We start from the raw sequence: 26367 nt of genomic DNA, 5'->3' as shown, positions 1-26367 counted from the left end.
CGCCGGAGGCATCCTGAACCCTAAGCCCGCGGATGCGCCCCGCGATAAACCTCCAGCAATCGCGCGGCATCGACTTGCGTATAAATCTGCGTCGATGACAGGCTGGCGTGGCCGAGCAGTTCCTGCAAGCTGCGCAGATCGGCGCCAGCGCTTAGCAGGTGGGTGGCAAAGCTGTGGCGCAGCGCGTGGGGTGTGGCGGTGGGGGGCAGGCCCAGCGCAATGCGCGCGCGGGCCATGGCGCGGCGGATCAGGCCGGCAGCCAGAGGCCCACCCTTGGCGCCGCGAAACAGCGGTTGGTCTCGCGGGAGCGGCCAGGGGGACAGGTCGGCATAGCGGGCGATGGCATCGCGCACGACCGGCAGCAGCGCGATCAGGCGCTGGCGCCCGCCTTTGCCGGTGATGACCATGCTGTCGCCCAGTGGCAGGATGGCGGGGGTCAGCGCCAGCGCCTCACCAATGCGCAGGCCGGCGCCATAGAGCAGCAGCAGCACGGCGGTGTCGCGCGCGGCAATCCACGGTGCGGCGGCATCGTCGGCGACTGTTTCGGTCAGGTGCATGGCCTCGTCGGGTGTGACCGGGCGGGGCAGGCCTTTTTTCACACGGGGCCCGCGCAGGCGAGGCGTGCTGGCGGGCAGGCCGGCCTGTGCGCGGGCAAAGGTCAGGAATGCCTTTAACGCGGACAGTTCGCGCGCGGCCGAAACCTGGCCTATGCCGGCCGCCCGGCGCCCGGCCAGCTGGTTGCGCAGGGCAACCACATCGAGCTCGGCCAGGCTGTGCCAATTGATTGCGGTGGGTTCATCCAGCGCCAGCAACAGGCGCTGTGCGGTGGCGACATAGGCGCGCACGGTATGCGGCGACCGGCGGCGGCCGTGCGCCAGGTGGTCGTGCCACGCGGCCAGGATGTCGGGAATGGTCACGCCGATACCAGCGCCGCCGGTACGAGTTCACCCAGCAGCGCATCGAGCAGCGGCATGCCCTGTGGTGTGACGATGAGGCGGGTCGGGGTTTGTTCGATCAGGCCAAGGTCGGCGTAAAACCGGGCCTTGGCAGCATCGATCAGCGTGTCACGGGGCAGGGCAAAGCGCACAGCGAGCGCATCGGGATCGATCCCTTCGTTCAGCCGCAGACCCATCAGCAGTGCCTCGCTCGCCTGTTCGCCCGGGGTCAGCACGCGTTCCTCGGCAATGCCGTGGCCGTCGCGAGCGACCGCGTTCAGCCAGTTTTCGGGCTTGCGGTGGCGCACCGTGGCACGGCCCAGCCGGCGGCCATGCGCGCCGGGACCGATCCCGGCATAATCGCCATAGCGCCAATAGGTCAGGTTGTGGCGGCTTTGTTCGCCGGTGCGGGCATGGTTGCTGATTTCATAGGCGGGCAGGCCGGCCTGGGCGGTCATGTCGCGGGTCAGCGCAAACAGATCGGCCGCGGCATCGTCGTCGAGCGGCACCAGGCTGCCTTCGCGTACCAGCGTCGCGAACCGCGTGCCGGGTTCGATCGTCAGCTGGTACAGTGACAGATGCCCGGTGCCGAACGCCAGCGCGCGCGCCAGTTCTGCCGCCCATTGGTCCGGCGTCTGGCCGGGCCGCGCATAGATCAGGTCAAACGTCACCCGGTTGAAATGGCGCTGCGCCACATCGAGCGCGGCCAGGCCCTCGGCAGCGTCGTGCAACCGGCCCAGAAAGCGCAAGGTCTGGTCATCCAGCGCCTGCAACCCGAGCGACACGCGGTTGATGCCCGCACTCGCCAGCGCGGCAAACCGCGCTGCCTCTACCGACGAGGGATTGGCCTCCAGCGTGATTTCGATATCCGGTTCAAACGCCCAGTCTTGCGCGGCGGCCGCCAGCAGGCGTTCGACCAGCGCGGGCGGCATCAACGAAGGCGTGCCACCGCCGAAAAAGATTGAGCTCAGCCGCCGGCCGGGGGTCAGTGCCGCTTCATGCGCCAGATCGGCCAGCAGCGATCTGGTCCACAGATCGATATCGATGCCGCTGCGCACATGGCTGTTGAAATCGCAATAGGGGCACTTTGCGAGGCAGAACGGCCAGTGGATGTACAACGCCAGCGGGGTCATTGGTCCGGTCGCCTAAATTAAGCCCCTCCACTCAGGGGAGGGGTTGGGGAGGGGTGTCCGACGCGGGAGGTGTCGCGCAACATTCTGGCGTTGGACACCCCCACCCAACCCTCCCCCTGAGGGGGAGGACTGTAAGGAGGAGGGCGCCCTTCTAGCGCGGAAACTGGTCGGCGACCAGTTTGGCGAAGGCCTCGGCGCGGTGGCTTTTGGCGTGTTTGTCGGCCGGGTCGATTTCGGCAAAGGTACGCGTGTCGCCATTCAGCACGAACACCGGGTCATAGCCGAAACCCAGCGTGCCGCGCGGGGGCCAGGTCAGCGTGCCATCAACGCGGCCTTCGTAAACCGCCTGTGCGCCATCGGGCCAGGCGATCGCCAGCACGCAGGAAAACCAGGCGTCGCGCGGGGCATCGGGGCCACATTCGGCCAGTTTGCCTTCGACTTTGCCCATGGCCAGGTACCAGTCGCGCCCGGGGCCGCCCTCGAATGTGTCGGCCTCTGCCCAATCGGCGGTATAGACCCCCGGTGCGCCGCCGAGCGCGGCAACCGACAGGCCCGAATCGTCGGCGAGCGCGGGCAGATCGGCGGCGCTGGCGGCGGCATGCGCCTTGATCAGCGCGTTTTCGACAAAGGTCGTGCCGGTTTCGGCCGGTTCGGGCAGGCCCAGATCACCCGCCGACAGGCATTCCAGCCCGAACGGCGCGAGCAAGGCGCGAATTTCGCGCAATTTGCCCGCGTTGTGCGTGGCAATGACCAGTTTGCCGGGTTCCAGTTTACCAGCGCCAAGCCGCCGGGCGATCATTTGGCGACCGCGAGCGCCTGTGCGGCAAAAATCTGGTCGCAGCCGATGCGCGCGAGGCGCAGCAGGCGCAACAGCGCTTCTTCATCATAGGTCGCGCCCTCGGCAGTGGCCTGCACTTCGGCGATATGGCCGCCCTCGATCAGCACGAAATTGGCATCGGCATCGGCGCTGCTGTCTTCGATATAGTCCAGGTCGAGCACAGGATTGCCGGCCACGATCCCGCACGAAATCGCTGCAACCTTGCGCGTCAGCGGGTCTTCCTTGATCTGGCCTGACGCCATCAGCTTGTCCACTGCCAGCCGCAGCGCGACCCACGCGCCCGAAATCGATGCGGTGCGCGTGCCGCCATCGGCCTGGATCACGTCGCAATCGATGGTGATCTGGCGTTCGCCCAGCTTTTTCATGTCGGTTACGGCACGCAGACTGCGCCCGATCAGCCGCTGAATTTCCTGCGTACGGCCCGATTGTTTGCCCTTGGCGGCTTCGCGGCTGCCACGGGTGTGGGTGGCGCGCGGCAGCATCGAATATTCGGCGGTGACCCAGCCTTCGCCCTTGCCGCGCAGGAACGGCGGCACGCGTTCTTCGACCGAGGCGGTCACCAGCACGCGGGTATCGCCAAAGCTGATCAGCACCGATCCTTCGGCATGTTTGGTAAACCCGGTTTCGATGGTGATGGCCCGCATTTCATGGGCGGTCCGGCCAGAGGCGCGCATGGCAGTCATGACGGGGGCGTGTCCTTGGTTTGCGGGAACAGAACGTTGCATTGTGATTGCCCGGGCCTCTGGCGCATTGGCCCCGCTTGCGCAAGACTGTTCCCGGGGCATGACCATCACCGCCGGGCTTGTCCCGCGGGCACAGCCGGTTACAATGGGCCGGGTGATGACAGGCCCCCCGCTTTCCGAACTGAACACCCGCGCGCGCGATATATTCCGGCTGGTGGTCGAAGGCTATATCGCCAACGGGCTGCCGGTCGGGTCAAAGACGCTGGCCGGGCATGGCGGGATCAATCTGTCGCCCGCGTCGATCCGTTCGGTGCTGCAGGAATTGCAGGATGCCGGGCTGCTGGCCGCGCCGCACACCAGCGCCGGGCGGATGCCGACCGATGTCGGTCTGCGGCTGTTTGTCGATGGCATCATGCAGGTGGCAGAGCCTTCTGCCGCCGAACGCGCGCAAATTGAACGCGGGCTGGCATCGGGGGGCACGATCGAGGCGGCGCTGACCGCGGCCAGCCTGGCATTGTCCGAACTGTCGGCCGGGGCAGGGGTGGTGATGGTGCCCCGGCGTGAGCCGCGCCTGGCGCAAGTGTCGTTCGTCGCGCTGTCGGCGCAGCGCGCGCTGGTGGTGCTGGTGGCCGAAGACGGCGGCATTGAAAACCGCGTGATCGAACTGACCGAACCGATTTTGCCCGGTTCGCTGGAGGCGGCCGGCAATTTCCTGACCGCGCGCATGTCGGGGCGCACGCTGGCCGAGGCGGCTTCGGGCATCGAAGCCGAAATCGCCGGCGGGCGCAGCGCGCTCGACAGTGCCAGCGCCGATCTGGTCAATCGGGGCCTGGCGGTATGGAGCCGTGACGCGGCGCAGCGCCCGGTGCTGGTGGTGCGCGGGCAGGCCAATCTGCTGGACGAGGCGGCGGTGCACGACATCGAACGCGTGCGGCAATTGTTGGACGAAATCGAAGGCGCAGAGGCGATTGCCCAGGTGCTGGATGCCGCGCGAGAGGCGCAGGCAACCCGCATTTTCATCGGCAGCGAAAATCGTCTGCTGTCGCTGTCGGGGTCGGCGGTGATCGCCACGCCATGGCGCGATGCCGATGGCCGGGTGGTCGGCGTGGTGGGGGTGATCGGGCCTACGCGGTTGAATTATGCGCGGGTCGTCCCCATGGTAGATTTCACCGCTCAATCGTTGAGCAAACTTATCGGACAAGACGGATTTTCAAGAAAATGACCGAGACGAAGCCAGGCGTGCCTAACTCTGAAACCGACCCGGACGTTGCCGCAGAACTGGAAGGCGTACCCGCAGACATGATCGATAGCCCCGACAAGACGCTTGAAGCCGACCTTGCGCGGGTGAGCGAGGAACTGGAAACCGCGCGCCAGGACATCCTGTATGCCAAGGCCGAAACGCACAATGTGCGCCGCCGGCTGGAAAAGGATATCGCCGACGCGCGCACGTATGCCGCCACCGCCTTTGCCCGCGACGTGCTGTCAGTCGCCGACAACATTGCCCGCGCGCTGGAAGCGATTCCGGCTGAATTGCGCGCCGATGACAAGTTCAAGAACCTGGTCGCCGGGCTGGAAGCCACCGGGCGCGAGATTGAAAAAGTGTTCGCCAGCCACGGCATCACCCGCATCGCCGCCAAGGGCCTGCCACTGGACCCGCATCAGCACCAGGCGATGATCGAAATGCCGTCGGACGAAGCCGAACCGGGCACCGTGCTGCAGGAATTGCAGGCCGGATACATGATCAAGGACCGCCTGCTGCGCGCAGCGATGGTCGCGGTGGCGAAAAAGCCGGATTGATGGATGCGGGGCTGGTGTGATCGTTGGGGTTGCGCCAGCCCGCGTTTTCGACTTTTCAAGCAGCGCACCACAAAACCAAAAATCCGAAACTCACCCAAAACCCAAAATCCGCTCATGCTGAGCTTGTCGAAGCACACGGGGGACATTTGACCCTTGGTGCCTGGTCGGGCAGATTGGTCGGGCGTTTGCGCGGGTGCTTCGACAAGCTCAGCATGAGCGGGGGTGGTTTGGTTTTAAGAGCTTGCAAGTGAAAATGTGGGCGGCCGCCACCACCCGCCATCACATCTTCATCGCGCCCATATCGTCACCGCCGGCGGCGGTCACTTTGGCCATGCCGCTGATCTTGTCGCCGTTGTCGAGCGTCAACGTCACTTCGGTGGTTCCGCCCGCCTTGATTGCAGGATCGGCATCGAACAGCATCACGTGATAGCCGCCGGGGGCAAACACGATCGCCTTGCCCGGGGTCAGCGGCACGCTGTCGACGGTGGCCATGGTCATTGCTGTGCCTTCCATCCTGCTTTCGTGCATTTCGGCGCGGGCAAAGTGGTCGACATGGACTGCGACCAGCTTGCCAGTTGCCTCGGCACCGGCGGTCAGCGTGAAATAGGCCACCGCCGGGCGGCCGGGCACCGCCGGCAGCTGTACCGTGGCGCCGGCCAGCGTCAGCCCGGGCGCAGCGCCTGGCCCGGCAATTTCCGACGCGGCTGTATCGGTCGCTGCCTCGGTCGCACTGCTGTCCGGCTTGGCCGAACACCCCGCCAGCGCAGCGGCCAGGGTCAGGGCAACAAACGGAAACATCAGGCACGTGCGGCGCATGGGCGACCCTTTTTTGAACGATTTTCGACTGCGGTTCGATCTAGACCGGCGCGACCCTTGTGCCAAGCCAAAGCACACCTATATCCGCCCAGTCTGAACCGCGAGACGGTCATTCGCCCGGCAGGGGACTGGCTAAAATTCGCGGTGTCGCGATTGCAAGGAAATGGGAAATCATGGCTAAAGTTATCGGTATTGACCTCGGTACGACCAACAGCTGCATTGCAGTGATGGATGGCGGCACGCCCAAAGTCATCGAAAATTCGGAAGGTGCGCGCACCACCCCGTCGATCGTCGCGTTTACCAAGGACGGTGAACGCCTGATCGGCCAGCCGGCCAAGCGCCAGGCAGTGACCAACCCCGACAACACCATTTTTGCAGTCAAGCGCCTGATCGGCCGTCGTTTTGACGATTCGGTCACGCAAAAGGACGCCGGCCTCGTGCCCTATGGCATCGTGCGCGGCAAGAATGGCGATGCGTGGGTCAATGCCGGTGGCCAGGATTACAGCCCCAGCCAGGTTTCGGCGTTCATCCTGCAGAAAATGAAGGAAACCGCCGAAAGCTATCTGGGCGAAACCGTCACGCAGGCGGTGATCACCGTGCCGGCCTATTTCAACGACGCGCAGCGCCAGGCGACCAAGGATGCCGGGCAGATCGCGGGTCTGGAAGTGCTGCGCATCATCAACGAGCCGACTGCGGCGGCGCTGGCCTATGGGCTGGACAAGCAGGACGGCAAGACCATCGCGGTCTATGACCTGGGCGGCGGCACCTTCGACATTTCGGTGCTGGAAATCGGCGACGGCGTGTTCGAAGTGAAATCGACCAACGGCGATACGTTCCTGGGCGGCGAAGATTTTGACATCGTGCTGGTCGAATACCTGGCCGATAAGTTCAAATCGCGCGAAGGGCTTGATCTCAAGACCGACAAGCTGGCGTTGCAGCGTCTGAAAGAGGCCGCTGAAAAGGCCAAGATCGAGCTGTCGTCGGCGCAGACCACCGAAGTCAACCTGCCGTTCATCACCGCCCGCATGGAAGGTGGCACCACCACCCCGCTGCATCTGGTGGAAACCATCACCCGTTCGGATCTGGAACGGCTGGTGGCAAAGCTGATCGACCGCACGCTGGAACCCTGCCGCAAGGCGCTGGCCGATGCCGGGCTGACTGCCAAGGACATCGACGAAATCGTGCTGGTGGGCGGGATGACCCGCATGCCGCGCGTGCGCGACGTGGTGAAGGAATTCTTTGGCAAGGACCCGCACACCGGCGTCAACCCTGACGAAGTGGTGGCAATGGGCGCGGCCATTCAGGCCGGCGTGTTGCAGGGCGATGTCAAGGATGTCCTGCTGCTCGACGTCACCCCGCTGTCGCTGGGCATTGAAACGCTGGGCGGCGTGATGACGCGGATGATCGACCGCAACACCACCATCCCCACCAAAAAGGCGCAAGTGTTCTCCACTGCCGAGGATAATCAGCAGGCAGTGACCATCCGCGTGTTCCAGGGTGAGCGCGAAATGGCCGGCGACAACAAGATGCTGGGCCAGTTCGACCTGGTCGGCCTGCCGCCGGCACGGCGCGGGGTGCCGCAGATCGAGGTCGCGTTCGACATCGACGCCAACGGCATCGTCAACGTGTCGGCCAAGGACAAGGGCACCGGCAAGGAACAGCAGATCCGCATCCAGGCCTCTGGCGGACTGTCCGATGCGGATATCGACCAGATGGTGCGCGATGCCGAAAAGTTTGCGGCCGAGGACAAGAAGCGGCGTGAAGCGGCCGAGGCGCGCAACAACGCCGACAGCCTCGTGCACGCCACCGAACGACAGCTGGAAGAACACGGCGACAAGGTCGATCCTGCGCTGAAGGCGGAAATCCAGGCCGCCGTGGCCGAGGCCAAGGCGGCGCTGGAAAGCGGTGACACCGATGCGATCAATACCAAATCGCAGGCGCTGACCGAAAAGGCGATGAAGCTGGGCCAGGCGATCTATGAAAAGGAACAGGCCGCAGCGGCATCACCCGGGGCGGCGCAGCCGGCCGGTGCGGATGACGTGGTCGATGCCGAATTCTCGGAAGTTGACGACAAGCACTGATACGTGCTGACTGGCAAGGTAAGGCCCCTGGTCCTACCTTGCGCCGATGAAACCATCCCGCCGTCCCGCGCTGTAAAACGCGCTGGGCGGCGGACGATTATCAACCCTTCAAGTCCTTAACTGGAAGTTGCCTGATGTCGGCCGAGATTGATTACTACGAACTGCTCGAAATCGAACGCACGGCCGACGACAAGGTTATCAAGTCGTCGTTCCGCCGGCTGGCGATGCGATTTCATCCCGACAAGAACCCGGGGGATGACGAGGCAGAGGCGCGATTCAAGCAGATCAATGAAGCCTATGCCTGTCTGTCGGACCCGCAAAAGCGCGCAGCCTATGACCGGTTTGGCCATGCCGCGTTTCAGCAGGGCGGCCCCGGTGCGGGCGGCGGCGGCGGCTTTGGCGGCGGCGAATTTGGCGATCTGGGCGATATTTTCGACACCATTTTCGGCAATGCCCGGCGCGGTGGTGAACGGCAACAAGCACGGCGCGGCGCCGATCTGCGCTATGACATGGAAATCACGCTCGAAGACGCGTTTCATGGCAAGGCCACCGAAATTTCGGTTGAAGTGTCGCAGAAATGCGAACCCTGCAATGGTTCGGGCGCGACGCCGGGCACCGCCACACGGCGCTGCAACATGTGCGCCGGCCATGGCAAAGTGCGCGCACAACAGGGCTTTTTCATGGTTGAGCGCGCCTGCCCGACCTGCCACGGGCGCGGTGAGGTGATCGAAAGCCCGTGCCGCAATTGCCGCGGCGAAGGCCGGGTCGATACGCCGCAACGGCTGGAGGTGGAAATTCCGCCCGGGGTCGACAACGGCACGCGCATCCGGCTGGCGGGCAAGGGTGAGGGCGGCCCGCGCGGCGCACCGGCCGGCGATCTGTATATTTTCCTGCATGTCAAACCGCACAAGGTGTTTGAACGCGATGGCACCACGCTGCTGACCCACGCGCCGATCAGCTTTACCACCGCGGCGCTGGGCGGATCGATCGATCTGCCCGGGGTCGATGGCGCCAAGCATGTGATTGAAATCCCTGCCGGCATCCAGTCGGGCAAACAGTTGCGCAAGCGCGGCGCGGGCATGCCCGTGCTGCAGGGGCGCGGCGCCGGCGATCTGGTGATCGAAATCCTGGTCGAAACCCCCACCAAGCTCAGCGCACGCCAGCGCGAACTGCTGCGCGAATTTCAGGGTTCGGAAACCGGCGACGAATGTCCGCAGACCAAGGGCTTTTTCGACCGCATCCGCGACGCGTGGAATGATTTGACGGAGTAGTCACAGCGTCAAGTGAGGCCATTTCCGCCTTCGCGGGAATGACTCAGTTTGGTGGTGCCATCGTTGGCAAACGCCGCCTCCACCTCATGCCTGATGCCGGGTACCAGGCCGGGATCGGCGCGCAGGTTCGGTGCTTCTTCGTCCAGGATGGCCAGGAATGCGTCGCGTTTCAGCGTGCGCAGCGTCGCATCAGGCAGGGGCGGCTCGACGGATGAGGCGATGATGTCGATCATCCGTTCGGCGCCATGCAGGCGGCCCCACAGATAGTCGTTTTCGCGAAAGGCGCGGCTGAAAAACGCGCCAAAGCTGAAAAATGCCGTGCCTTTCAGGCAGGCCAGCGTTCCGCCAGAGCGGATCGAGCGTGCGTCTTCGGGGGAAATGCGATCGACCTTGATCGCGTCGAATTCGCCCGGCGCGCCGATATCCTCCCCATCCCCGCGCATCAGCGGCAGCGTGGCGATATCGTACCAGGCAAAGCCCAGATAGGCGTTCAGGAACGCCCGCCGCAACGGCCGGTCCAGCTTGCCCAGCGCATCGACCATCATCGCATCGACCGTGACATCGATCGCTGCCAGATCGCGCGCGGCGGCGATCGTGGCCAGCACCGCGCCGGGATCGCTGTGCACCAGCGCGGCCGCCGCGGCAAAGGCTGGCCCCAGACCGCGCGCGGTTTCGCGGGCCTGGTACAGGGCCTGCGCCTGATAGACGATCGTGCGCGCCGCTTCCCGACCTGAACGGGTGACGGCGCGGGTGGTGCCGGGCTGCGCGCGGTCCTCGGTCAGCCGCCGGGCCAGCAATTTCAGCCGGCGGATGCGATAGGCGATGTCGTGCGTGCGAAAAAACCCGATCGCCGCTGCCGTGGCATCGCCGCGTGCAGTGACCAGCCGGTTCAGGTCGTGCGCATCCAGATGGCGCGTCAGCACCGGGACAATCCGGTCGGCGGGTCCGACATCGGGCACCGCCTCGGCAATCGTTGCCGCCAGATCGGCGACGATCGTGTCGCGTTTGACCTGGGCATAGCCGTGATAGGCAAAGCTGGCGGTTTCTGCGGCGGCCGCTTGTGCTTTGGCGCGCCAGGCGGTCAGCCGCGCGGGACTGGGGGATTCAAAGAACAGCGTGTGGCCAAACAGTTGCGCGACCTTTGCCTCAATATCGGGGCGCTGCGCCTCTACCAGTGCGCGCAGGCGCTCGCGCGTTTGCGATTGCCGGTTAATCACCGTCAGGTTGTCGCGGATCGGCTGTTCGCGCGGGATCGCCAGCAGTGCGGCAAAGATCGTTGCAAAAAAGCCCGGGGCCTTGAACCCTTGTGCCGGGCTGTGCTGCCCCCCGTCGCCGGCCGGGTGCGGTTCGATATAGACGAACCGGCGGTCAACCTCGCGCCGCGCCGGGCGGTTGCGCAGCGCGGCCATCGCTTGCGCAAACGGACGGTTGTTGAGCACCGCGCCGTCGATCAGCGCGACCGTGTGGTGTGTGCCGGCGCGCCAGTGCACGGGCATGATCCGTTTCAAAAAGGCATCGCGGCCCGGCCATTGCCATCCCCGTTCAACCAGCAGCGCATCGATTTCACCGACCTGCAGTGGCGGAAACGCGCCGGGAAAGCTGGCCGTGGCGCGTGCCGCCATCACCAGTTCGGCCATCGGCGCCAGCGGCGGGTGATCGGCCGCGGCCTGAGCATGAAAGCCGATTGTCAGGCGGTGTTCGCTTTCATGCACCAGCGGTGGGCTGTGCAAGGCCAGTACCGCGCGGTGCCCGCCCAGATCGGTAGCGGTGATCGCCAGATCGAGCGGATGGCCGATCGGCAACAGCGGCGCGTGGTCGCCCTGTTCCACCGACCGCGCCATCGCGGCAAGGGCATCGGCCAGCAGGCGCGAAAAGCCGATGCCGCTGAACGGCGGTTGAAACCAGCGCGCGCGGATCAGGCGGGACACTTTGGCACGCACTTCGGCGCGGGTCTGGGGCGCCAGCGCGGCATCGTCCAGCCCGGTGCCGGGCAGCCGCAGCGCCAGCCAGACAATCGGCCAGGCCCAGATTTTGGCCATCCGGCTCCACGGCCGGGCCTCTGGCGCGATCAGCACGTCGCTATCCGCACCATCCAGCCACAGCCCGGTCAACGCGTCGAGGCTTTGCCCGCTGAGCAAGGCTTGCGCCAGGAACACCGCATTGATGCCGCCCGCGCTGGTGCCCGACAGGATGTCGGGAATGAACCGCAGCGCCAGATCGCTGGTCCGTCCGATCGTGTCGAACAGCCGGGCATAGACCCCGGCGACGCCGTCGGGCAGCGCATCCCCGGCATGCCACGCCCGGCTGGCACGGGTGGCGTGCCAGATTTCCTTGGTTACGCCATGCATCGTGACCGCCAGACTGATCCCGCCGTAACAGACCAGTGCGACGCGCAGTTCCTTTTCCCGCATGGCGCAACAATTGCACCAAACGCGCGGGTTGGCCAGTAGGGGCGGCCAACCTGCAGGCGCCATCGGCCAACCGCGCGTAATGTAAGCGCACCCGACGATCAATCACCGCCATTCCGGGAAAACTGCGGTATTTCAGTTCGCGGCGCGCGCGCTTTCGCATCGCGGATTGTTAAATTTACCGACGCTTTACGCTTGCTGGGCTAAGGCTGTCGGGCACCACCAGGGCGGTGCCCGTGCGACTCTGTGCGGGTGCCGGCCAACAAAGGGCGTCTGCCGCGATGATCCGCTTGTTCAAGCATTATATTCCCAACGCGGTCATGCTGCTGGCGCTGTTTGATTTTGCCCTGTTGATCGTGTCGGGTGAGCTCGGATGGATGGTCCGCGCCTGGCAACTGGGCATCGATGTCGGGCAGATCGACCAGCGCTGGGCGCCGCTGCTGATCTTTGCCGTGCTGGTACAGACCGCGATGATTGCGGTCGGGGTCTATGGCCCGGATTCGTTGCGATCGATGCGCTATGCCGCGGCGCGGCTGCTGGTCGCGATCAGCCTGGGCATCATCGCGCTGTCAGTGGTGTATTTCCTGCTGCCCGGGCGCACGCTGTGGCGGTCAAACCTGTTTTACGCGATGTTCATCGCCATGGCGCTGCTCATCCTGGTGCGCGTGCTGCTGGGCGGATTGCTGGGCACTGCCGCGTTCCGCCGGCGCGTGCTGGTGCTGGGTGCCGGCGCGCGCGCCGATCGCCTGCGCAAGCTGGGTGAAAAGCCAGAGGCCGGCTTTGTCATCGTCGGCTATGTCGGCATGAGTTCGGCCCCGCCGGTGATTGCCGAGGCCATCCACCGCGATGCCATCGCCAACCTGACCCGGCATGTTGAAAACCTGGGGGTGAGCGAGGTCGTGCTGGCGCTGGAGGAACGGCGCAACGCACTGCCGCTGAAAGACCTGTTGCGGATCAAGACCACCGGGGTCCATGTCAATGAATTTTCGACCTTTCTGGAACGCGAAACGGGGCGGGTCGATCTCGACACGGTCAATCCCAGCTGGCTGATCTTTTCCGACGGGTTTTCATCGGGGCGGATGGTGTCGAGCGCGTTCAAGCGCCTGTTCGATATCGTTGCCAGCCTGATCCTGCTGGTGCTGACCGCGCCGCTGGTTGCGCTGTTTGCGATCCTGGTAAAGATCGACAGCCGGGGCCCGGCGTTTTTCCGCCAGGTGCGGGTCGGGCTGTACGGGCAACCGTTCTCGCTGATCAAATTGCGGTCGATGCGGGTGGATGCAGAGGCCGGCGGGGCGCAATGGGCGGCCAAGGCAGACCCGCGCGTGACCCGCATCGGCCGCATTATCCGCAAATGCCGGATCGATGAACTGCCGCAGGCGTGGACCGTGCTGAAGGGCGAAATGAGCTTTGTCGGTCCGCGTCCGGAACGCCCCGAATTCGTCGACGAGCTGGAAGAACAGCTGGTTTATTACGCCGAACGGCACATGGTCAAACCCGGCATCACCGGCTGGGCGCAGATCAACTATCCCTATGGCGCGTCGATCGAAGATTCGCGGCACAAGCTGGAATACGACCTTTATTACGCCAAGAATTATACCCCGTTCCTGGACCTGCTGATCCTGCTGCAAACGCTGCGGGTGGTCCTGTGGAACGAGGGCGCGCGCTGATCGGGACGGGCGCCATGGCAAATCAGGCGATCACTGGTCAGGCGATCTCTGGTCAGGCAATCTCTGGGCACCCGATCCTTACCCACCCGCTGCTCAGCTGGACCGCCACCGGGCGCTGGTTCTATCTGGCGGCGGCGTTTGCGGCGATGCTGCTGGCGGTGTGGCTGATCGACCGGCATCGCCGGCGGCGCGGCACCAGCCGGGCGGAAATTGCGGCGGTGGCGGTCACCGGGCTGTGGTGCCTGATCGGTTCGGCCAATGGCAGCACCAGCATGCTGGCGACGCTGGGTGAAGTGGCGCGCAATCTGGCCTGGCTGATGGTCGTGCTCAACCTGTTTGCACGCGACCATCGTGATGAAACCGTGGCCCCGGTGCGCCCGGTGCTGGCGGCGCTGGCGCTGGTGGAACTGTTTCAGATTGGCCTGGTGATGCTGACGGTGCGCTATGCGGCGTTTGCGGCGGCGGTCACCACCATCGGCAAAGTGTCGGACCTGTTCCACCTGCTGACGACCACCGGCGCGCTGGTGCTGGTGCACAACCTGTATGTCGGCGCGGTAGCGGGGCAGCGGTCGGCGGTGCGCTGGAACTGCCTGGCGCTGGCGCTGATCTGGGGATACGACCTCAACTATTATACCATCGCCTATCTTGGCCATGCGATGCCCGACGAACTGGTGGTGCTGCGTGCGGCGGCACAGGGTCTGGCGCTGGTGATGGTCGGCGTGGCGGCGCGCAGCGGCGGTTCGTTGCGGTTGTCGCCATCGCGCGCGGTTGCGTTTCAATCGCTGATGCTGCTGATCATCGGTGTCTATCTGATCGTCATGGTCGGCGCCGCTCAATCGGTCGCCTGGGCCGGTGGCAACACCAGCGAACTGGTGCAATTGGGCTTTGCCTTTGGCACCACGGTGGTGATCATCGCGCTGGTGCCGTCGGCGCGGTTGCGGCGCTGGTTGAATGTCGTGCTGGCCAAACATTTCTTTCAGCACCGCTATGACTATCGGGCCGAATGGCTGCGGTTTGCACGCACGATCGGTCGTGCCAATCTCAATGCCCCGGCGGATTCACAGGCTCAGCCGCTCCACGCCCGCGTGGTGCAGGCGGTGGCAGACATTACCGACAGCGCGCGCGGCGTGCTGCTGGTTCCGGGCGAAGGCGGCGGGCTGGTGCTGGCATCGCGCTGGCAATGGCCGACGCTGGATATTCCGGCCAACGCGATGGCGGCGGCGGCGGTCGCGTTTCTGGAACGCAGCGGCTTTATCGTCGATCTGGATCAGGTGCGGCGCGGCACCGACCATACCGGCGAAGCCACGCTGATGCCGGCGTGGATGGTAGACGAAGACGCGGTATGGGTGCTGGTGCCGCTGCTGCATTTTGAACGGCTGGTCGGGCTGGTGGTGCTGGGCCGCCCGGCGCTGGTGCGCGAACTGGATTGGGAAGATTTTGATCTGTTGCGCGTGGTCGGGCAACAGCTGGCCAGCTTTCTGGCCGAACAGTCCAGCCATGCCGCCCTGCTGGAGGCAAGCCGGTTCGACGAATTCAACCGCCGCATCGCGTTTGTGATGCACGATATCAAGAACCTGGCCAGCCAGCTGGCGCTGCTGGCGCGCAATGCCGAACGCCATGCCGACAATCCCGAATTCCGCCGCGACATGCTGGTGACGCTGCGCAATTCCGCCGACAAGCTCAACACGCTGATCGCGCGGCTGTCGCGTTATGGCGCGGGCAGCGTGCCGCCCGGTGAACCGATCGATGCGGCCGAGGTGATCACCGCAATCGCCACCCGCTGCAACGTCGCGCTGGGGCATCCGCAGGTGTTTGCCGCCGATGCGCAGCCGTGCCGGGTGATCGCCGCGCGCGACACGCTGGACCAGGTGATCAGCCATCTGGTGCAGAACGCGCTGGATGCGACCGAGGCGCAGCTGGGGGTGATGCTACGCAGCCGGGTCGTCGACGGGCAAGGGGTGATCGAAGTGATCGACAGTGGCAGCGGGATGAGCCCTGAATTCGTGCGCAACCGCCTGTTCACGCCGTTTGTATCGACCAAGCCCGGCGGTTTCGGCATCGGCGCGTTCGAAGCGCGCGAGCTGGTTCATGCCATGCGCGGCCGGTTGCAGGTGGACAGCCGCGAAGGGCTGGGCAGCCGCTTTACCATCCACCTGCCGCTGGCGCCGGACGCGTCGGATATGCCCGATCCGGCGGTTGCGCCGGCACCATCCGTTTCCCATCCCGCGACGAAAGTACCTGTGTCATGACGTCGATCCACCCAAAGCTGCTGATTGTCGAGGATGATCCCGGCCTGCAGGCGCAGCTGAAATGGGCCTATGAAGATTTTGAGGTGCTGATTGCCGGCGACCGGCAAACCGCGCTGACATTGTTGCGCGCAGAAGAACCGCCGGTGGTCACGCTCGATCTGGGGCTGCCGCCCGATCCCGACGGGGTGAGCGAAGGCTTTGCGCTGCTCGACGCGATCATGGCGATCAAGCCTGATACCAAGGTGATCGTGGCATCGGGCCATGGCGCGCGCGAATCCGCGCTGCGCGCCATCCAGCACGGTGCCTATGATTTCTATGCCAAACCGTTGGATATCGATGCGATCGGCCTGATCGTGCGGCGCGCGCTGCATGTGCACAAGCTGGAGCTGGAAAACCGCCTGCTGGCGACCCGCGCGCCCGCCGATAACCGCGTGCTGGGACGGCTGATCACCGCGGCGCCCGAAATGGTCAAAGTGGCGCGCACGATCGAACGCGTGGCCAACACCAATGTGTCGGTCATGCTGCTGGGCGCCAGCGGCACGGGCAAGGAATTGCTGGCGCGCGGGCTGCACGAAGCGTCGGCCCGGGCCAAGGGCGCGTTCGTGGCCATCAACTGCGCGGCGATCCCCGAAAACCTGCTGGAAAGCGAACTGTTCGGGCACGAAAAGGGTGCGTTCACCGGCGCGGTCAAAATGACCGAAGGCAAGATTGAACAGGCCAGCGGCGGCACGCTGTTTCTGGACGAAGTCGGCGATATCCCGCTGCAATTGCAGGTAAAGCTGTTGCGGTTCCTGCAGGAACGCACGATCGAACGCATCGGCGGGCGCCGATCGATCGAGGTGGATACGCGGATCGTGTGCGCCACCCATCAGAACCTGGAAGCGATGATTGCCGACGCGCGGTTCCGCGAAGATCTGTATTACCGGCTGGCGGAAATTGTCGTGCGCATTCCGGGGCTGGCGGATCGGGCGGGGGATGCCGTGCTGCTGGCGCGCGCGTTCCTGGCGCGGTTTGCCGCGCAGATGAACCCGTCGGTCAAGGGTTTTACCCCCGATGCGCTGGCCGCGATCGATGCCTGGGGCTGGCCGGGCAATGTGCGCGAACTGGAAAACCGGCTGAAACGCGCGGTGATCATGGCCGATGGCAAACTGATCACCGCCGCCGATCTTGATCTGGCTGACCCTGGCACCAGCGAAGACCAGATGCTGAACCTGAAAACCGCGCGCGAAGTGACCGACCGGCGGATGATCCGCCACGCGCTGGCGCGCAGTGAGGGCAATATCACCAGCACTGCGCGGCTGCTGGGGATCAGCCGGCCAACGCTGTACGATCTGCTCAAACAGTATGATCTGCAGCACTAGCACCATCGCGCGCTGGCTGGTCGGGGCGGTGGCGCTGTCGGTGGCGGTCACCGCGCAGGGTGGCGAAACCGCGATCGACGCCGCGCGCCACGCTGCCGATGCAGCGATCGCGCGGCGCGACCCGGTCAGCGCCGAAACCGTGGTGCGTGCGGCACTGGCCGCCACCCATGCCGATGCGGCCCTGCGGCCCTGGCTGGCCAAGTCGCTGCTGGCCGAGGGCGATCGCGATGCCGCGCGCAAAGTGCTGGATGCCGGGCCGATGACCGCCGACGGTGCCGGGCTGGGCTGGCGCATTCGGGGCCAGATCGCGCTGGCGGAGGGCAATCTGCCTGCAGCAGCCGCGGCTTTTGATCAGGCTTTGCGTTTTGCGCCGGGGGATGCCGATCTGTGGGTGTCGATCGCATCGATGCGGTTTACTGGCGGCGAACAGGCACTGGCGGTGGTGGCGGCCGATCATGCCGTCGCGCTCGACCCGCGCAATCCCGGTGCGCTGGCCTTGCGCGGGTTGCTGATCCGCGAACAATACGGGCTGGCGGCTTCGCTGCCATGGTTTGAAGCCGCGCTGAAACTGCATCCGGATGAACCCGCGCTGCTCGAAGCCTATGGCGCGACGCTGGGCGACATGGGTGAGGCGCGACCCATGCTGATCGTGGCGCGCAAACTGGCCGAGGTGGACCCCCGCAACCCGCGCCCGCTGTTGATGCAGGCGGTGCTGGCAGCGCGCGCCGGGCAGACCGCGCTGGCCCGGTCAATCCTGCAGCGCACGGGATCGGCGTTTCGCGATATGCCCGCGGCCATGCTGCTGTCGGGCGTGCTGGAATTTCGTACGGGCAATTTTGACCTGGCGGTCGAAGCGCTGGACCGGTTGGGACGGATGCAGCCGGATAACCGCATGGCGCGCCAGCTGTTGGTGCGCGCGCTGGCGGCAAAGGGCGACTGGCGCCGCGTGACCGAGGTGTGCGAAGGCGACATCGCCAGCGGCCGTGCTGATCCCGACGTGATCGCGCTGGCCCGCACCGGGTGGCAGCATGTTGCCGCGCGTGACCGCGGCCCCCGTGGCACTGCCGCCCGTGCGCGGGTCACGGCGCTGACCGCGCAGTTGCGGGCGATCACCGCCACACGCGGCGCGGCAGCGCTGCCCGGGCAGGGCACGCTGGCGGTGCTGGCCACGCATTATGCCGATAATCCGCGAGCCGCGCGCAACGCGGTGCCCTATATCCGCGCGCTGCTGGCCGCGCACCAGGCCGATGCGGCACAGCCGGTGGCCGACCGGCTGCGCGATGAAAACACCGGCAATGCCGAGGCGCAGATGCTGGCCGGTGATGTGCGCACGATGCGCGGCGATGCGCGCGCGGCGCTGATCGATTACACCAATGCCGCTGCGATCCGGTTTAACGAAGCGGTGCTGGTGCGCATGGATGCCGCCCTGCGCGCATCAGGACGCACCCCCGATGCCGATGCGATGACATCGCGCTATCTGGCGCAAAACCCCGAAAGCGCGACGGCGATGACGCTGCTTGCGGCCGGCTGGGCAGGCAACCCGGCGCGTGCGCGCGATCTGAATGCGTTGCAAAAGGCGATGCTGGCGCGTGAACTCGCGCTGCCACAGATCGCGCGAAGTCCCTCGACAAGCGCGGCAAAGACCGGCTAACCCGCTGGTTCAACCGATCGCTTAAAACTGGCGCGCGGGCAATTGGGGGAGAATAGGGTATGGCCGGTGCGCTGGAAGGTCTGACCGTCGTCGAATTTGCCGGGATCGGGCCAGGGCCGTTTGCCGGCATGATGCTGGCCGACCATGGCGCGCGGGTGATCCGCATCGAACGCCCGGCGCGGACGAAGCCTGGTGCAGAGCCCCGCGTCGGTGATGCCGGCAACCGCGATATCCTTAACCGCAACCGCGAACGGCTGGCGCTGGATATGAAGGACCCGGCGGCAATCGCGCAGATCCGCGATCTGGTGCGCAGTGCCGATGTGGTGATCGAAGGTTTCCGCCCCGGGGTGATGGAACGGCTGGGGCTGGGGCCCGATGTGCTGCTGGCCGACAATCCGGCGCTGGTGTTCGGGCGGATGACCGGCTGGGGGCAGGATGGGCCGATGGCGCCGGTGGCCGGGCACGACATCAACTATATCGCGCTGTCGGGCGCGCTGCACACATATGGCCAGGCCGGGGGCAAGCCGGTGTTTCCGGTCAATGCGGTGGGCGATTTTGGTGGCGGCGGCATGCTGATGGCATTTGGCCTGATGGCGGCGGTGTTCTCTGCACAACGCACCGGCAAAGGCCAGGTGGTCGATTGCGCGATGGTCGATGGCGCAGCGATCCTGTCGGCGATGACCTGGACGTTTTTCGGCAACAAGCAATGGCGCGACCAGCGCGGGGTCAACCTGCTGGACGGGGGCGCGCATTTTTACGACACCTATGAAACCGCCGATGGCAAATGGATTTCCATCGGGTCGATCGAACCGCAGTTCTATGCGCTGTTGCTGGAACGCACCGGATTGCAGGACGATGCCCAGTTTGCGCGCCAGATGGACCCGGCGCAGTGGGCGCCGTTGAAAGAGCGGGTGGCGGCGCTGTTTCTGACCCGCACGCGTGACGAATGGTGCGCGCTGCTCGAAGGCAGCGACGCCTGCTTTGCCCCGGTACTGAGCCTGGCCGAGGCGCCCGGCCATCCGCACAACCGCGCGCGCGGCACGTTTGTGGAGGACGGCGGCATGGTCATGCCCGCGCCCGCGCCGCGCTTTTCCGGCACCCCGGCACCGGCGCCGCGATTGGCCGGGCGTAACGCGGATTGATTACGCTGTGCCGGGTTGCCGGGCCCGGCGCGATGACCACAGCGCGACGCCGATCAGCACAGCGCCGATCAGCCCGGTCACGGTTTCAGGAATATCGATGCGGGTTGATGCCAGCATGATCAGCCCCAGCGCGACAATCGCCCAGAACGCGCCGTGTTCCAGAAAGCGGTATTCGGCCAGGGTGCCATATTTGACCAGCAGCAGCGTGATCGATCGCACAAACATCGCCCCGATCGACAGCCCCAGCGCGATCACCACCATCGAATTGGACAGTGCAAACGCCCCGATCACCCCGTCAAAGCTGAACGAAGCGTCGAGCACGTTCAGATACAGAAAACCGCCGAGGCCCGATCGCACCAGCGCGCCGGCCGCGCGCCGGGTTTCCTCACGCGCTTCCAGCACGGTGCCGATGGCCTCGACCGCGACATGCGCGATGATCCCGCCTACCCCGCATTCCACAAACACCAGCGCCTCGTGCGCGGGCAGCAGTCGCGCGATGATCAGCAGCAGCGTCAGCACCAGCGCGATGCCCACCGCATGGACGATTCCCAGCGCCGCCAGCGATCGTTCGATCCAGCCGATCCAGTGGACGTCCTTGGCATCATCCAGAAAATAATTCAGCCCGACCAGCAGCAGGAACGCGCCGCCAAAGCCCGATATGGCGATATGCGCGCTGCTGACGATCGCCTCATACCGCACAGGGTCGGTCAGCGACAGCACCAGCGCGTCGACCGGGCCCAGCCCCGCGGCCAGCGCGACGATCGCCAGCGGAAACACGATACGCATGCCAAACACCGCGATCAGCATGCCCCAGGTCAGAAACCGGCGTTGCCACAGCGGGTCCATGTCGGTCAGCACCGCGGCATTGACCACCGCATTGTCGAACGATAGCGATATTTCCAGCACCGCCAGCACCAGCACGATCCACACCATCCCGGCGGTGGCAGCGACCGATCCGGTACTTAGCCAGCCATAGACCAGTGCGGCGATCAGCGCGGCCAGAGTGAACAGCAATGATCCGGAAAATTGGCGCAGCACGGGGGTTTCCTGATGATGGAGAAGGGTCAGGCGGTCTTGTCGGCGCGCGGCTGGTACGTCTGTTCCGGCCCCGGAAAGGTCCGCGCGCGCACATCGGCGGCATAGTGCGCCGCCGCGTTGCCGATCACTTCGGCCAGGTTTTCATAGACTTTGACAAACCGGGGCACCCGTTCAAACAGCCCCAGCATATCATCGGTCACCAGCACCTGCCCGTCGCACTGCGCCGACGCGCCGATGCCGATGGTGGGGCAGCCGATCGCCTGGGTGATCGCCACCGCGATCGGTTCGACCACGCCTTCGATCACCACGGCAAACGCGCCGGCATTGTCGAGCGCGCGGGCATCGGCCATGATCTTGTCCGCCTCTGCCGTGCTGCGCCCGCGCGCATTGTACCCGCCCAGCACATTGACCGCCTGCGGGGTCAGGCCGACATGGCCCATCACCGGAATGCCGCGTTGCACCAGAAACGCGACCGTTGCGGCCATCGCCTCCCCCCCTTCCAGCTTGATCGCGGCGCAGCCGGTTTCCTTCAGCACGCGTGCGGCGCTGGCAAAGGCGGCCTCGGGTGAGGCTTCGTAACTGCCGAACGGCATGTCGACCACCACTGCCGCGTGATAGCTGCCGCGCACCACTGCGGCGCCATGCGCAACCATCATGTCCAGCGTGACCGGCACGCTGGATGGCAGGCCATAGATCACCTGGCCCAGCGAATCCCCCACCAGCAGCAGATCGCAATGCGCATCCAGCAATTGCGCCTGGCGCGCGGTATAGGCGGTCAGCATCACGATCGGTTCGGCGGTCACGCCATCCACCTTGCGCGCGCGGATCTGCGGCACGGTCAGCCGCTTCATCGGCGCGGGGGTGGGATGGGCGCGGCTGGTCGAGGTATCGAGCTGGAATGTCGTGGACATGGGGTCGTGGTTTTTCCGTTGCGTGGCCGGTCTGGTCAGGCTTAGCCCACCGGGCGCAGAGGGCAAGGGGCACATGGGCCAGCAAAAAGGTCTTTGCCGGGCGCGGGGTATGCGGCTAGCGTCGCACCATAACCTGGTTAGCGCTCGCAACCCGGTCAGCCTTGATCGCGAATCCCCGGTGGAGCGTGATGGACGGCGGGCATGGGCAAGCGGCGGACCAAGGCGGGAGAATTCAATGTTTGGTCGCGTCAAATCACTCGACGCCATTCTTGCCACGGCCGAGAAAAAAGCACTGCATCGTTCGCTCGGGCCGGTCCAGCTGACGCTGCTTGGCGTTGGCGCGGTCATCGGCACCGGGATTTTCGTGCTGACGGCGGCGGCCGCGCAAAAGGCCGGCCCCGGCATGATGTGGAGCTTTGTCATTGCCGGCTTTGTCTGTGCGGTGGCGGCATTGTGCTATTCCGAACTGGCGTCGATGGTGCCGGTATCCGGCTCTGCCTATACCTATTCCTATGCGGTGGTTGGTGAATTGCTGGCGTGGATGGTCGGCTGGGCGCTGATCCTGGAATATGCGGTGGCGGCGTCGGCGGTGTGCGTCGGGTGGTCTGGCTACTTCATGGGCCTGTTGAAAAGCTGGTTCGGGCTGGTCCTGCCACCATCGTTAAGCGCCGGGCCGGCATGGACGTTTGTCAATGGTTTGCCCCATGCCGATTTTTCCACCGGGGTGATCAACGTGCCGGCGATCGTGATTGCGGGGCTGATCACGGCGTTGCTGGTGAAGGGCACGACCGAAAGCGCGACCGTCAATGCGGTGCTGGTGACAATCAAGGTTGCCGCGTTGACGATGTTCGTGGTGCTGACGCTGCCGGTGATGCACGCCGACCATTTCGCACCGTTCGCGCCCAATGGCTGGTTTGGCCTGGCGGGATCATCGGGCATGGGGATTGTCGGCGCGGCGTCGTCGATCTTTTTTGCCTATGTCGGGTTTGACGCGGTTTCCACCGCGGCGGAGGAAACCAAGAATCCGCAGCGCAACGTCCCCATCGGCCTGATCGGCAGCCTGGCGATCTGCACGATTTTTTACCTGCTGGTCGCGGCCGGCGCGGTGGGTGCAATCGGCGCACAACCGACCGCGGTGGGCGTATCGCCCGATTCTGCGGATTTTGCCGCGCAGTGTGCAGCGCTGACGGCGAAGGGCGCACAACCGCTGGTATGTTCCAAGGAAGCGCTGGCCTATGTGCTGCGCTCGATCAATTACAGCCGGGCGGGCGACCTGATCGGCCTTGCTGCCAATCTGGCGCTGCCGTCGGTTATCCTGATGATGATCTTTGGCCAGACGCGCATCTTTTTCGTGATGGCGCGTGACGGGCTGCTGCCTGAAAAGCTGGCGACCGTGCATCCGAAGTGGAAGACGCCGTATATCGTCACCATCTTTACCGGGGTTTTCGTGGCGTTTGCCGCTGCGCTGCTGCCGGTGGGGCAGCTGGCTGACATTTCGAATTCGGGTACGCTGTTTGCGTTTTTCATGGTCGCGCTGGCGGTCATGATCCTGCGCTGGCGTGATCCGGGCCGCCATCGTCCGTTCCGCACGCCGCTGGTGTGGGTCACCGGGCCGATTGCAGCAGCGGGCTGTCTGTTTCTGTATCTTAATCTGCCGCTCAGTTCGATCCTGGTGCTGCCGATCTGGGGCGGCGTCGGTCTGGTGGTTTATTTCGCGTATGGCTATCGCAAGAGCCATGTCGGGCGCGGTCTTTCCGAAGTGCACGAACTTGACGCCGACATCCCGCCCAGCTCGGTCCCGCCGATCGATTGACGGCTTTTTGGGCGGAAAAGTTTTGCGGGCCGGGGGGCAATTGTCCCCCGGCCCGTTGCTGTTGGCGGTTGCGCAATCGGCAAATGAGAACATAATAAGAACATATGGACCGATTCGCTGCCCCAAACGCCCCCCTATCCTCCCCGAAGCGGGGAGGGGGACCACCCGTAAGGGTGGTGGAGGGGATGCGCCCTGGGCACAATGCGCGTGCGGCAACACCCCTCCACCGTCCTGCGGACGGTCCCGCTCCCCGCTTCGGGGAGGATTGGGCGCGTGCGCGCCCCACCCGCTGGCGCCCGGGCCTGCGCGACAGTGACGGCGCGCCCGCCTGTCTCCATACCGAACTGTTTGCCCCGGCCGATGAAGCCAGCGGCGCCGCACTGGCGCTGGCATTGGCCGCCGATGCGGCCACCGATCCAGCCGATCACCGCCCCTGGCTGTGGGTGCAGGACAAGGCGGCACTACGCCAATCGGGCCGCCCCTATCGCCCCGGGTTGCCGATCGGTTTGCGCCACCGGCTGATCCATGTCGCCACTGCCAATGCCCAGGATGCGCTGTTCGCGCTGGAAGAGGCGCTGCGCTGCCGCGATCTGGCGTTTGTTATCGGCGAAGTGGCGGGCAATCCGGCGGCGCTCGATTTCACCGCCTCACGCCGGCTCAGCCTGGTGGCGCAGCGCCATGGCGTGCCGCTGTGGCTGGTGCGGCTGGCGGCGCGGCACGATCTGGGGTCGGCACGGATGCGCTGGGATGTGGCCGCCGCGCCCAGTCCGCCACCGCGCTGGAATGGCGATGCCCCCGGTGATCCGCGCTGGCGGGCCGATCTGTTCCGCGCACACGTTTTTCAACCCGGACAATGGAACCTTGGCCATGATGGAGCAGGGCAACGGCTCACCGCCTTTGACGCCACCAGCGCCGCCCCTTGTGATGCCAATGTCACGCCGGATCATGGCGGTGTGGTGCCCGGCGCTGCCGATCGACCGCTGGTGGCTGTGCCGGGAGGATTCTGACACGCGCGCGGGTGAACCGCGCGATATGCCGGTCGTGCTGGCCGGCGAAACCGCGCACGGGCCCCGCATCACCGCGGTATCGCCCGCGGCATGGCATGCGGGTGCGCGCGAAAGCATGTTGCTGGCCGATGCGCGCGCGCTGGCGCCGATGCTGGTGGTGCATCCGGCCGATCCGGCGGGCGACCGCGCCTTTCTGGAATCGCTGGCGCTGTGGGCGCAACGCTGGGGGCCGTGGAGCGCGCTTGATCCGCCCGACGGGCTGATTGTCGATGTGACCGGGGTGGCGCACCTGTTTGGCGGCGAAGCGGCGCTGCTGGCCGATGTGCGCGGCTGTTTTGCCGCGCGGCATGTGTCGGTGCGCGCGGCGATCGCGCCGACTGCCGGCGCGGCCTGGGCGCTTTCGCATTATGGCGCGCCCGATCGGGCGTCGCTGGCGGCCGACAGCGATCCCATGATTGCGCTGCGCGATCTGCCGGTGGCGGGGCTGCGGCTGGACCATGCGGTGGTGGTGCTGCTGGAACGGCTGGGGCTGAAAACCATTGGTGATCTGGCCGCGATCGGGCGACCGGCGCTGGCGCGGCGGTTTCGCGACCGGCGCGCGCCGGCGGCCAATCCGCTGGTGCGGCTGGATCAGTTGTGCGGCCGCGCGCCCGAACCGATCCTGCCGGTCACCGCCACGCCGGTGCCGCTGGTGCAGCGGCGGCTGACCGAACCGGTGCGCCATCGCGATTTGCTCGATCGGGTGGTGGCCGATCTGGCCACGGCGCTGGCCCGCCGGCTGGAGGCGATGGGGCAGGGCGCGCGGCGGCTGGAACTCGCCCTGTGGAAGGTCGATGGCGATGTGTTGCGCCGCCCGCTGGAACTGGCGGCGGCAACGCGCGACCCGGCGCATATCACCCGGCTGTTCGCGCACAAACTGGACGATTGCGATGCCGGTTTCGGCATCGAACTGGTGCGGCTGTCAGCGCCCTGGGCCGAACCGATGGCGCTGACGCAGGTCGATCTGGAGCATGCGGCGCAGGCGCACGGCACCAGCCTGTCGGCCTGTATCGATCGGCTGGTGGTGCGGCTGGGGGGCGGGGCGGTGGCCATGCCAGTGCCGCGCGCCAGCCACATGCCCGAACGCGCGCAACGCTGGGTGGCGCCCGATCCGGGCCTGGCGGTGCAGGAGGAACTGGCATTCCACACCCGCCCGCTGAAACTGCTCGACCGCGCCGAACCGATCGCGGTGATCTATCAGGCGCCCGATGGCCTGCCCCGCCTGTTTCGCTGGCGCGGGCATGTGCACGAAATCGCCCGCGCCGAAGGCCCCGAACGCATCGCGCCCGAATGGTGGCGGGAAAAAGCCGGCGCGCGGCTGCGCGATTACTATCGAATTGAAGACAGCACAGGCCGCCGTTTCTGGATTTATCGACGCGGCATTGCCGGCGACGGCCGCGGCGGTGCGCCCGAATGGTTTTTGCACGGGTTGTGCGGCTAACCAATCCTCCCCGAACCGGGGAGGGGGACCGCCCGAAGGGTGGTGGAGGGGCCTCACCACACGCCACAACCTCACGATCAATACCG

The 26367-nt window shown here is 65.7% G+C and carries 20 protein-coding genes; 12 read left to right on the top strand and 8 right to left on the bottom strand.

What is annotated here, in order from left to right:
* Positions 1 to 20 precede the first annotated feature (20 nt).
* From ABWP89_RS11255 to rph, 4 genes are all read right to left on the bottom strand, one after another.
* The gene (locus ABWP89_RS11255) at positions 21 to 917 is read right to left on the bottom strand and encodes a tyrosine recombinase XerC (RefSeq protein WP_353229316.1); all 897 of its coding nucleotides are present in this window, start codon (positions 915 to 917) and stop codon (positions 21 to 23) included.
* Positions 914 to 2068, bottom strand: coding sequence for a radical SAM family heme chaperone HemW (gene hemW, locus ABWP89_RS11250; protein ID WP_353229314.1), 1155 nt, complete (start codon positions 2066 to 2068; stop codon positions 914 to 916). The genes ABWP89_RS11255 and hemW overlap by 4 nt, the downstream gene beginning before the upstream one ends.
* A 151-nt stretch (positions 2069 to 2219) precedes the next feature.
* Complete coding sequence (rdgB, locus tag ABWP89_RS11245; RefSeq protein ID WP_353229313.1) at positions 2220 to 2867, bottom strand: RdgB/HAM1 family non-canonical purine NTP pyrophosphatase; 648 nt, start codon at positions 2865 to 2867, stop codon at positions 2220 to 2222.
* Positions 2864 to 3580 (bottom strand): ribonuclease PH, encoded by a 717-nt coding sequence (gene rph, locus ABWP89_RS11240; protein WP_353229346.1) that lies wholly within the window; start codon positions 3578 to 3580, stop codon positions 2864 to 2866. Before rph ends, rdgB begins: the two co-directional genes overlap by 4 nt.
* A 166-nt stretch (positions 3581 to 3746) precedes the next feature.
* Between rph and hrcA the strand changes: the two genes are divergently transcribed.
* On the top strand, positions 3747 to 4811 hold the full coding sequence (gene hrcA, locus ABWP89_RS11235) for a heat-inducible transcriptional repressor HrcA (RefSeq protein WP_353229311.1): 1065 nt from the start codon (positions 3747 to 3749) through the stop codon (positions 4809 to 4811).
* Positions 4808 to 5386, top strand: coding sequence for a nucleotide exchange factor GrpE (locus ABWP89_RS11230; protein ID WP_353229310.1), 579 nt, complete (start codon positions 4808 to 4810; stop codon positions 5384 to 5386). Before hrcA ends, ABWP89_RS11230 begins: the two co-directional genes overlap by 4 nt.
* Before the next feature lie 279 nt (positions 5387 to 5665).
* Here the strand turns inward: ABWP89_RS11230 and ABWP89_RS11225 are convergent, their stop codons facing one another.
* On the bottom strand, positions 5666 to 6202 hold the full coding sequence (locus ABWP89_RS11225) for a copper chaperone PCu(A)C (protein WP_353229309.1): 537 nt from the start codon (positions 6200 to 6202) through the stop codon (positions 5666 to 5668).
* 173 nt (positions 6203 to 6375) lie between these two features.
* Between ABWP89_RS11225 and dnaK the strand changes: the two genes are divergently transcribed.
* Both dnaK and dnaJ read left to right on the top strand, forming a co-directional pair.
* Positions 6376 to 8283, top strand: coding sequence for a molecular chaperone DnaK (dnaK, locus tag ABWP89_RS11220; RefSeq protein WP_353229308.1), 1908 nt, complete (start codon positions 6376 to 6378; stop codon positions 8281 to 8283).
* 134 nt (positions 8284 to 8417) lie between these two features.
* On the top strand, positions 8418 to 9554 hold the full coding sequence (gene dnaJ / locus ABWP89_RS11215; RefSeq protein ID WP_353229307.1) for a molecular chaperone DnaJ: 1137 nt from the start codon (positions 8418 to 8420) through the stop codon (positions 9552 to 9554).
* Between the two features lie 8 nt (positions 9555 to 9562).
* Here the strand turns inward: dnaJ and ABWP89_RS11210 are convergent, their stop codons facing one another.
* Positions 9563 to 11965 (bottom strand): patatin-like protein, encoded by a 2403-nt coding sequence (locus tag ABWP89_RS11210; RefSeq protein ID WP_353229305.1) that lies wholly within the window; start codon positions 11963 to 11965, stop codon positions 9563 to 9565.
* A gap of 278 nt (positions 11966 to 12243) precedes the next feature.
* Here ABWP89_RS11210 and ABWP89_RS11205 point away from each other — a divergent pair, with 278 nt between their 5' ends.
* The 5 genes from ABWP89_RS11205 to ABWP89_RS11185 are packed head-to-tail and all read left to right on the top strand — an operon-like array spanning position 12244 to position 20032.
* Positions 12244 to 13629, top strand: a complete 1386-nt coding sequence (locus tag ABWP89_RS11205; protein ID WP_353229304.1) for a TIGR03013 family XrtA/PEP-CTERM system glycosyltransferase — start codon at positions 12244 to 12246, stop codon at positions 13627 to 13629.
* Positions 13630 to 13643: 14 nt separating this feature from the next.
* Positions 13644 to 15878: an XrtA/PEP-CTERM system histidine kinase PrsK gene (prsK, locus tag ABWP89_RS11200; protein WP_353229303.1), complete on the top strand. Its 2235-nt coding sequence runs from the start codon at positions 13644 to 13646 to the stop codon at positions 15876 to 15878.
* Positions 15875 to 17239 (top strand): PEP-CTERM-box response regulator transcription factor, encoded by a 1365-nt coding sequence (gene prsR, locus ABWP89_RS11195; protein ID WP_353229301.1) that lies wholly within the window; start codon positions 15875 to 15877, stop codon positions 17237 to 17239. Before prsK ends, prsR begins: the two co-directional genes overlap by 4 nt.
* Positions 17223 to 18890: a tetratricopeptide repeat protein gene (locus tag ABWP89_RS11190; RefSeq protein WP_353229300.1), complete on the top strand. Its 1668-nt coding sequence runs from the start codon at positions 17223 to 17225 to the stop codon at positions 18888 to 18890. The genes prsR and ABWP89_RS11190 overlap by 17 nt, the downstream gene beginning before the upstream one ends.
* 59 nt (positions 18891 to 18949) lie before the next feature.
* Positions 18950 to 20032 (top strand): CaiB/BaiF CoA transferase family protein, encoded by a 1083-nt coding sequence (locus ABWP89_RS11185; RefSeq protein WP_353229299.1) that lies wholly within the window; start codon positions 18950 to 18952, stop codon positions 20030 to 20032.
* Here the strand turns inward: ABWP89_RS11185 and ABWP89_RS11180 are convergent, their stop codons facing one another.
* Positions 20033 to 21070, bottom strand: a complete 1038-nt coding sequence (locus ABWP89_RS11180) for a DUF475 domain-containing protein (RefSeq protein ID WP_353229297.1) — start codon at positions 21068 to 21070, stop codon at positions 20033 to 20035.
* A 26-nt stretch (positions 21071 to 21096) separates the two neighbouring features.
* Entirely contained in the window at positions 21097 to 21981 is an 885-nt protein-coding gene (gene panB / locus ABWP89_RS11175) for a 3-methyl-2-oxobutanoate hydroxymethyltransferase (protein ID WP_353229296.1), read from the bottom strand.
* A 235-nt stretch (positions 21982 to 22216) separates the two neighbouring features.
* Here panB and ABWP89_RS11170 point away from each other — a divergent pair, with 235 nt between their 5' ends.
* From ABWP89_RS11170 to ABWP89_RS11160, 3 genes are all read left to right on the top strand, one after another.
* Positions 22217 to 23794, top strand: a complete 1578-nt coding sequence (locus ABWP89_RS11170) for an amino acid permease (RefSeq protein WP_353229295.1) — start codon at positions 22217 to 22219, stop codon at positions 23792 to 23794.
* A 185-nt stretch (positions 23795 to 23979) separates the two neighbouring features.
* On the top strand, positions 23980 to 24801 hold the full coding sequence (locus ABWP89_RS11165; protein ID WP_353229294.1) for a hypothetical protein: 822 nt from the start codon (positions 23980 to 23982) through the stop codon (positions 24799 to 24801).
* The gene (locus ABWP89_RS11160; RefSeq protein WP_353229293.1) at positions 24725 to 26281 is read left to right on the top strand and encodes a DUF6504 family protein; all 1557 of its coding nucleotides are present in this window, start codon (positions 24725 to 24727) and stop codon (positions 26279 to 26281) included. Before ABWP89_RS11165 ends, ABWP89_RS11160 begins: the two co-directional genes overlap by 77 nt.
* The last annotated feature ends 86 nt before the right edge of the window (positions 26282 to 26367 follow it).

Source organism: Novosphingobium sp. (assembly GCF_040398825.1).
Lineage (GTDB): Bacteria > Pseudomonadota > Alphaproteobacteria > Sphingomonadales > Sphingomonadaceae > Novosphingobium.
The sequence above is the reverse complement of the archived record's forward strand: the minus strand, read 5'-3'. Positions and strand labels throughout refer to the sequence as shown.

Excerpts from the sequence above, each read along its gene's own strand:
- rdgB (WP_353229313.1), bottom strand. The coding sequence starts at position 2,867 with ATGATCGCCCGGCGGCTTGGCGCTGGTAAACTGGAACCCGGCAAACTG.
- prsK (WP_353229303.1), top strand. The coding sequence starts at position 13,644 with ATGGCAAATCAGGCGATCACTGGTCAGGCGATCTCTGGTCAGGCAATC.
- prsR (WP_353229301.1), top strand. The coding sequence starts at position 15,875 with ATGACGTCGATCCACCCAAAGCTGCTGATTGTCGAGGATGATCCCGGC.
- hemW (WP_353229314.1), bottom strand. The coding sequence starts at position 2,068 with ATGACCCCGCTGGCGTTGTACATCCACTGGCCGTTCTGCCTCGCAAAG.
- dnaJ (WP_353229307.1), top strand. The coding sequence starts at position 8,418 with ATGTCGGCCGAGATTGATTACTACGAACTGCTCGAAATCGAACGCACG.
- ABWP89_RS11160 (WP_353229293.1), top strand. The coding sequence starts at position 24,725 with ATGTCACGCCGGATCATGGCGGTGTGGTGCCCGGCGCTGCCGATCGAC.
- ABWP89_RS11210 (WP_353229305.1), bottom strand. The coding sequence starts at position 11,965 with ATGCGGGAAAAGGAACTGCGCGTCGCACTGGTCTGTTACGGCGGGATC.
- panB (WP_353229296.1), bottom strand. The coding sequence starts at position 21,981 with ATGTCCACGACATTCCAGCTCGATACCTCGACCAGCCGCGCCCATCCC.
- hrcA (WP_353229311.1), top strand. The coding sequence starts at position 3,747 with ATGACAGGCCCCCCGCTTTCCGAACTGAACACCCGCGCGCGCGATATA.
- dnaK (WP_353229308.1), top strand. The coding sequence starts at position 6,376 with ATGGCTAAAGTTATCGGTATTGACCTCGGTACGACCAACAGCTGCATT.
- ABWP89_RS11190 (WP_353229300.1), top strand. The coding sequence starts at position 17,223 with ATGATCTGCAGCACTAGCACCATCGCGCGCTGGCTGGTCGGGGCGGTG.
- ABWP89_RS11185 (WP_353229299.1), top strand. The coding sequence starts at position 18,950 with ATGGCCGGTGCGCTGGAAGGTCTGACCGTCGTCGAATTTGCCGGGATC.
- ABWP89_RS11165 (WP_353229294.1), top strand. The coding sequence starts at position 23,980 with ATGCGCCCTGGGCACAATGCGCGTGCGGCAACACCCCTCCACCGTCCT.
- ABWP89_RS11205 (WP_353229304.1), top strand. The coding sequence starts at position 12,244 with ATGATCCGCTTGTTCAAGCATTATATTCCCAACGCGGTCATGCTGCTG.
- rph (WP_353229346.1), bottom strand. The coding sequence starts at position 3,580 with ATGCGCGCCTCTGGCCGGACCGCCCATGAAATGCGGGCCATCACCATC.
- ABWP89_RS11225 (WP_353229309.1), bottom strand. The coding sequence starts at position 6,202 with ATGCGCCGCACGTGCCTGATGTTTCCGTTTGTTGCCCTGACCCTGGCC.
- ABWP89_RS11170 (WP_353229295.1), top strand. The coding sequence starts at position 22,217 with ATGTTTGGTCGCGTCAAATCACTCGACGCCATTCTTGCCACGGCCGAG.
- ABWP89_RS11230 (WP_353229310.1), top strand. The coding sequence starts at position 4,808 with ATGACCGAGACGAAGCCAGGCGTGCCTAACTCTGAAACCGACCCGGAC.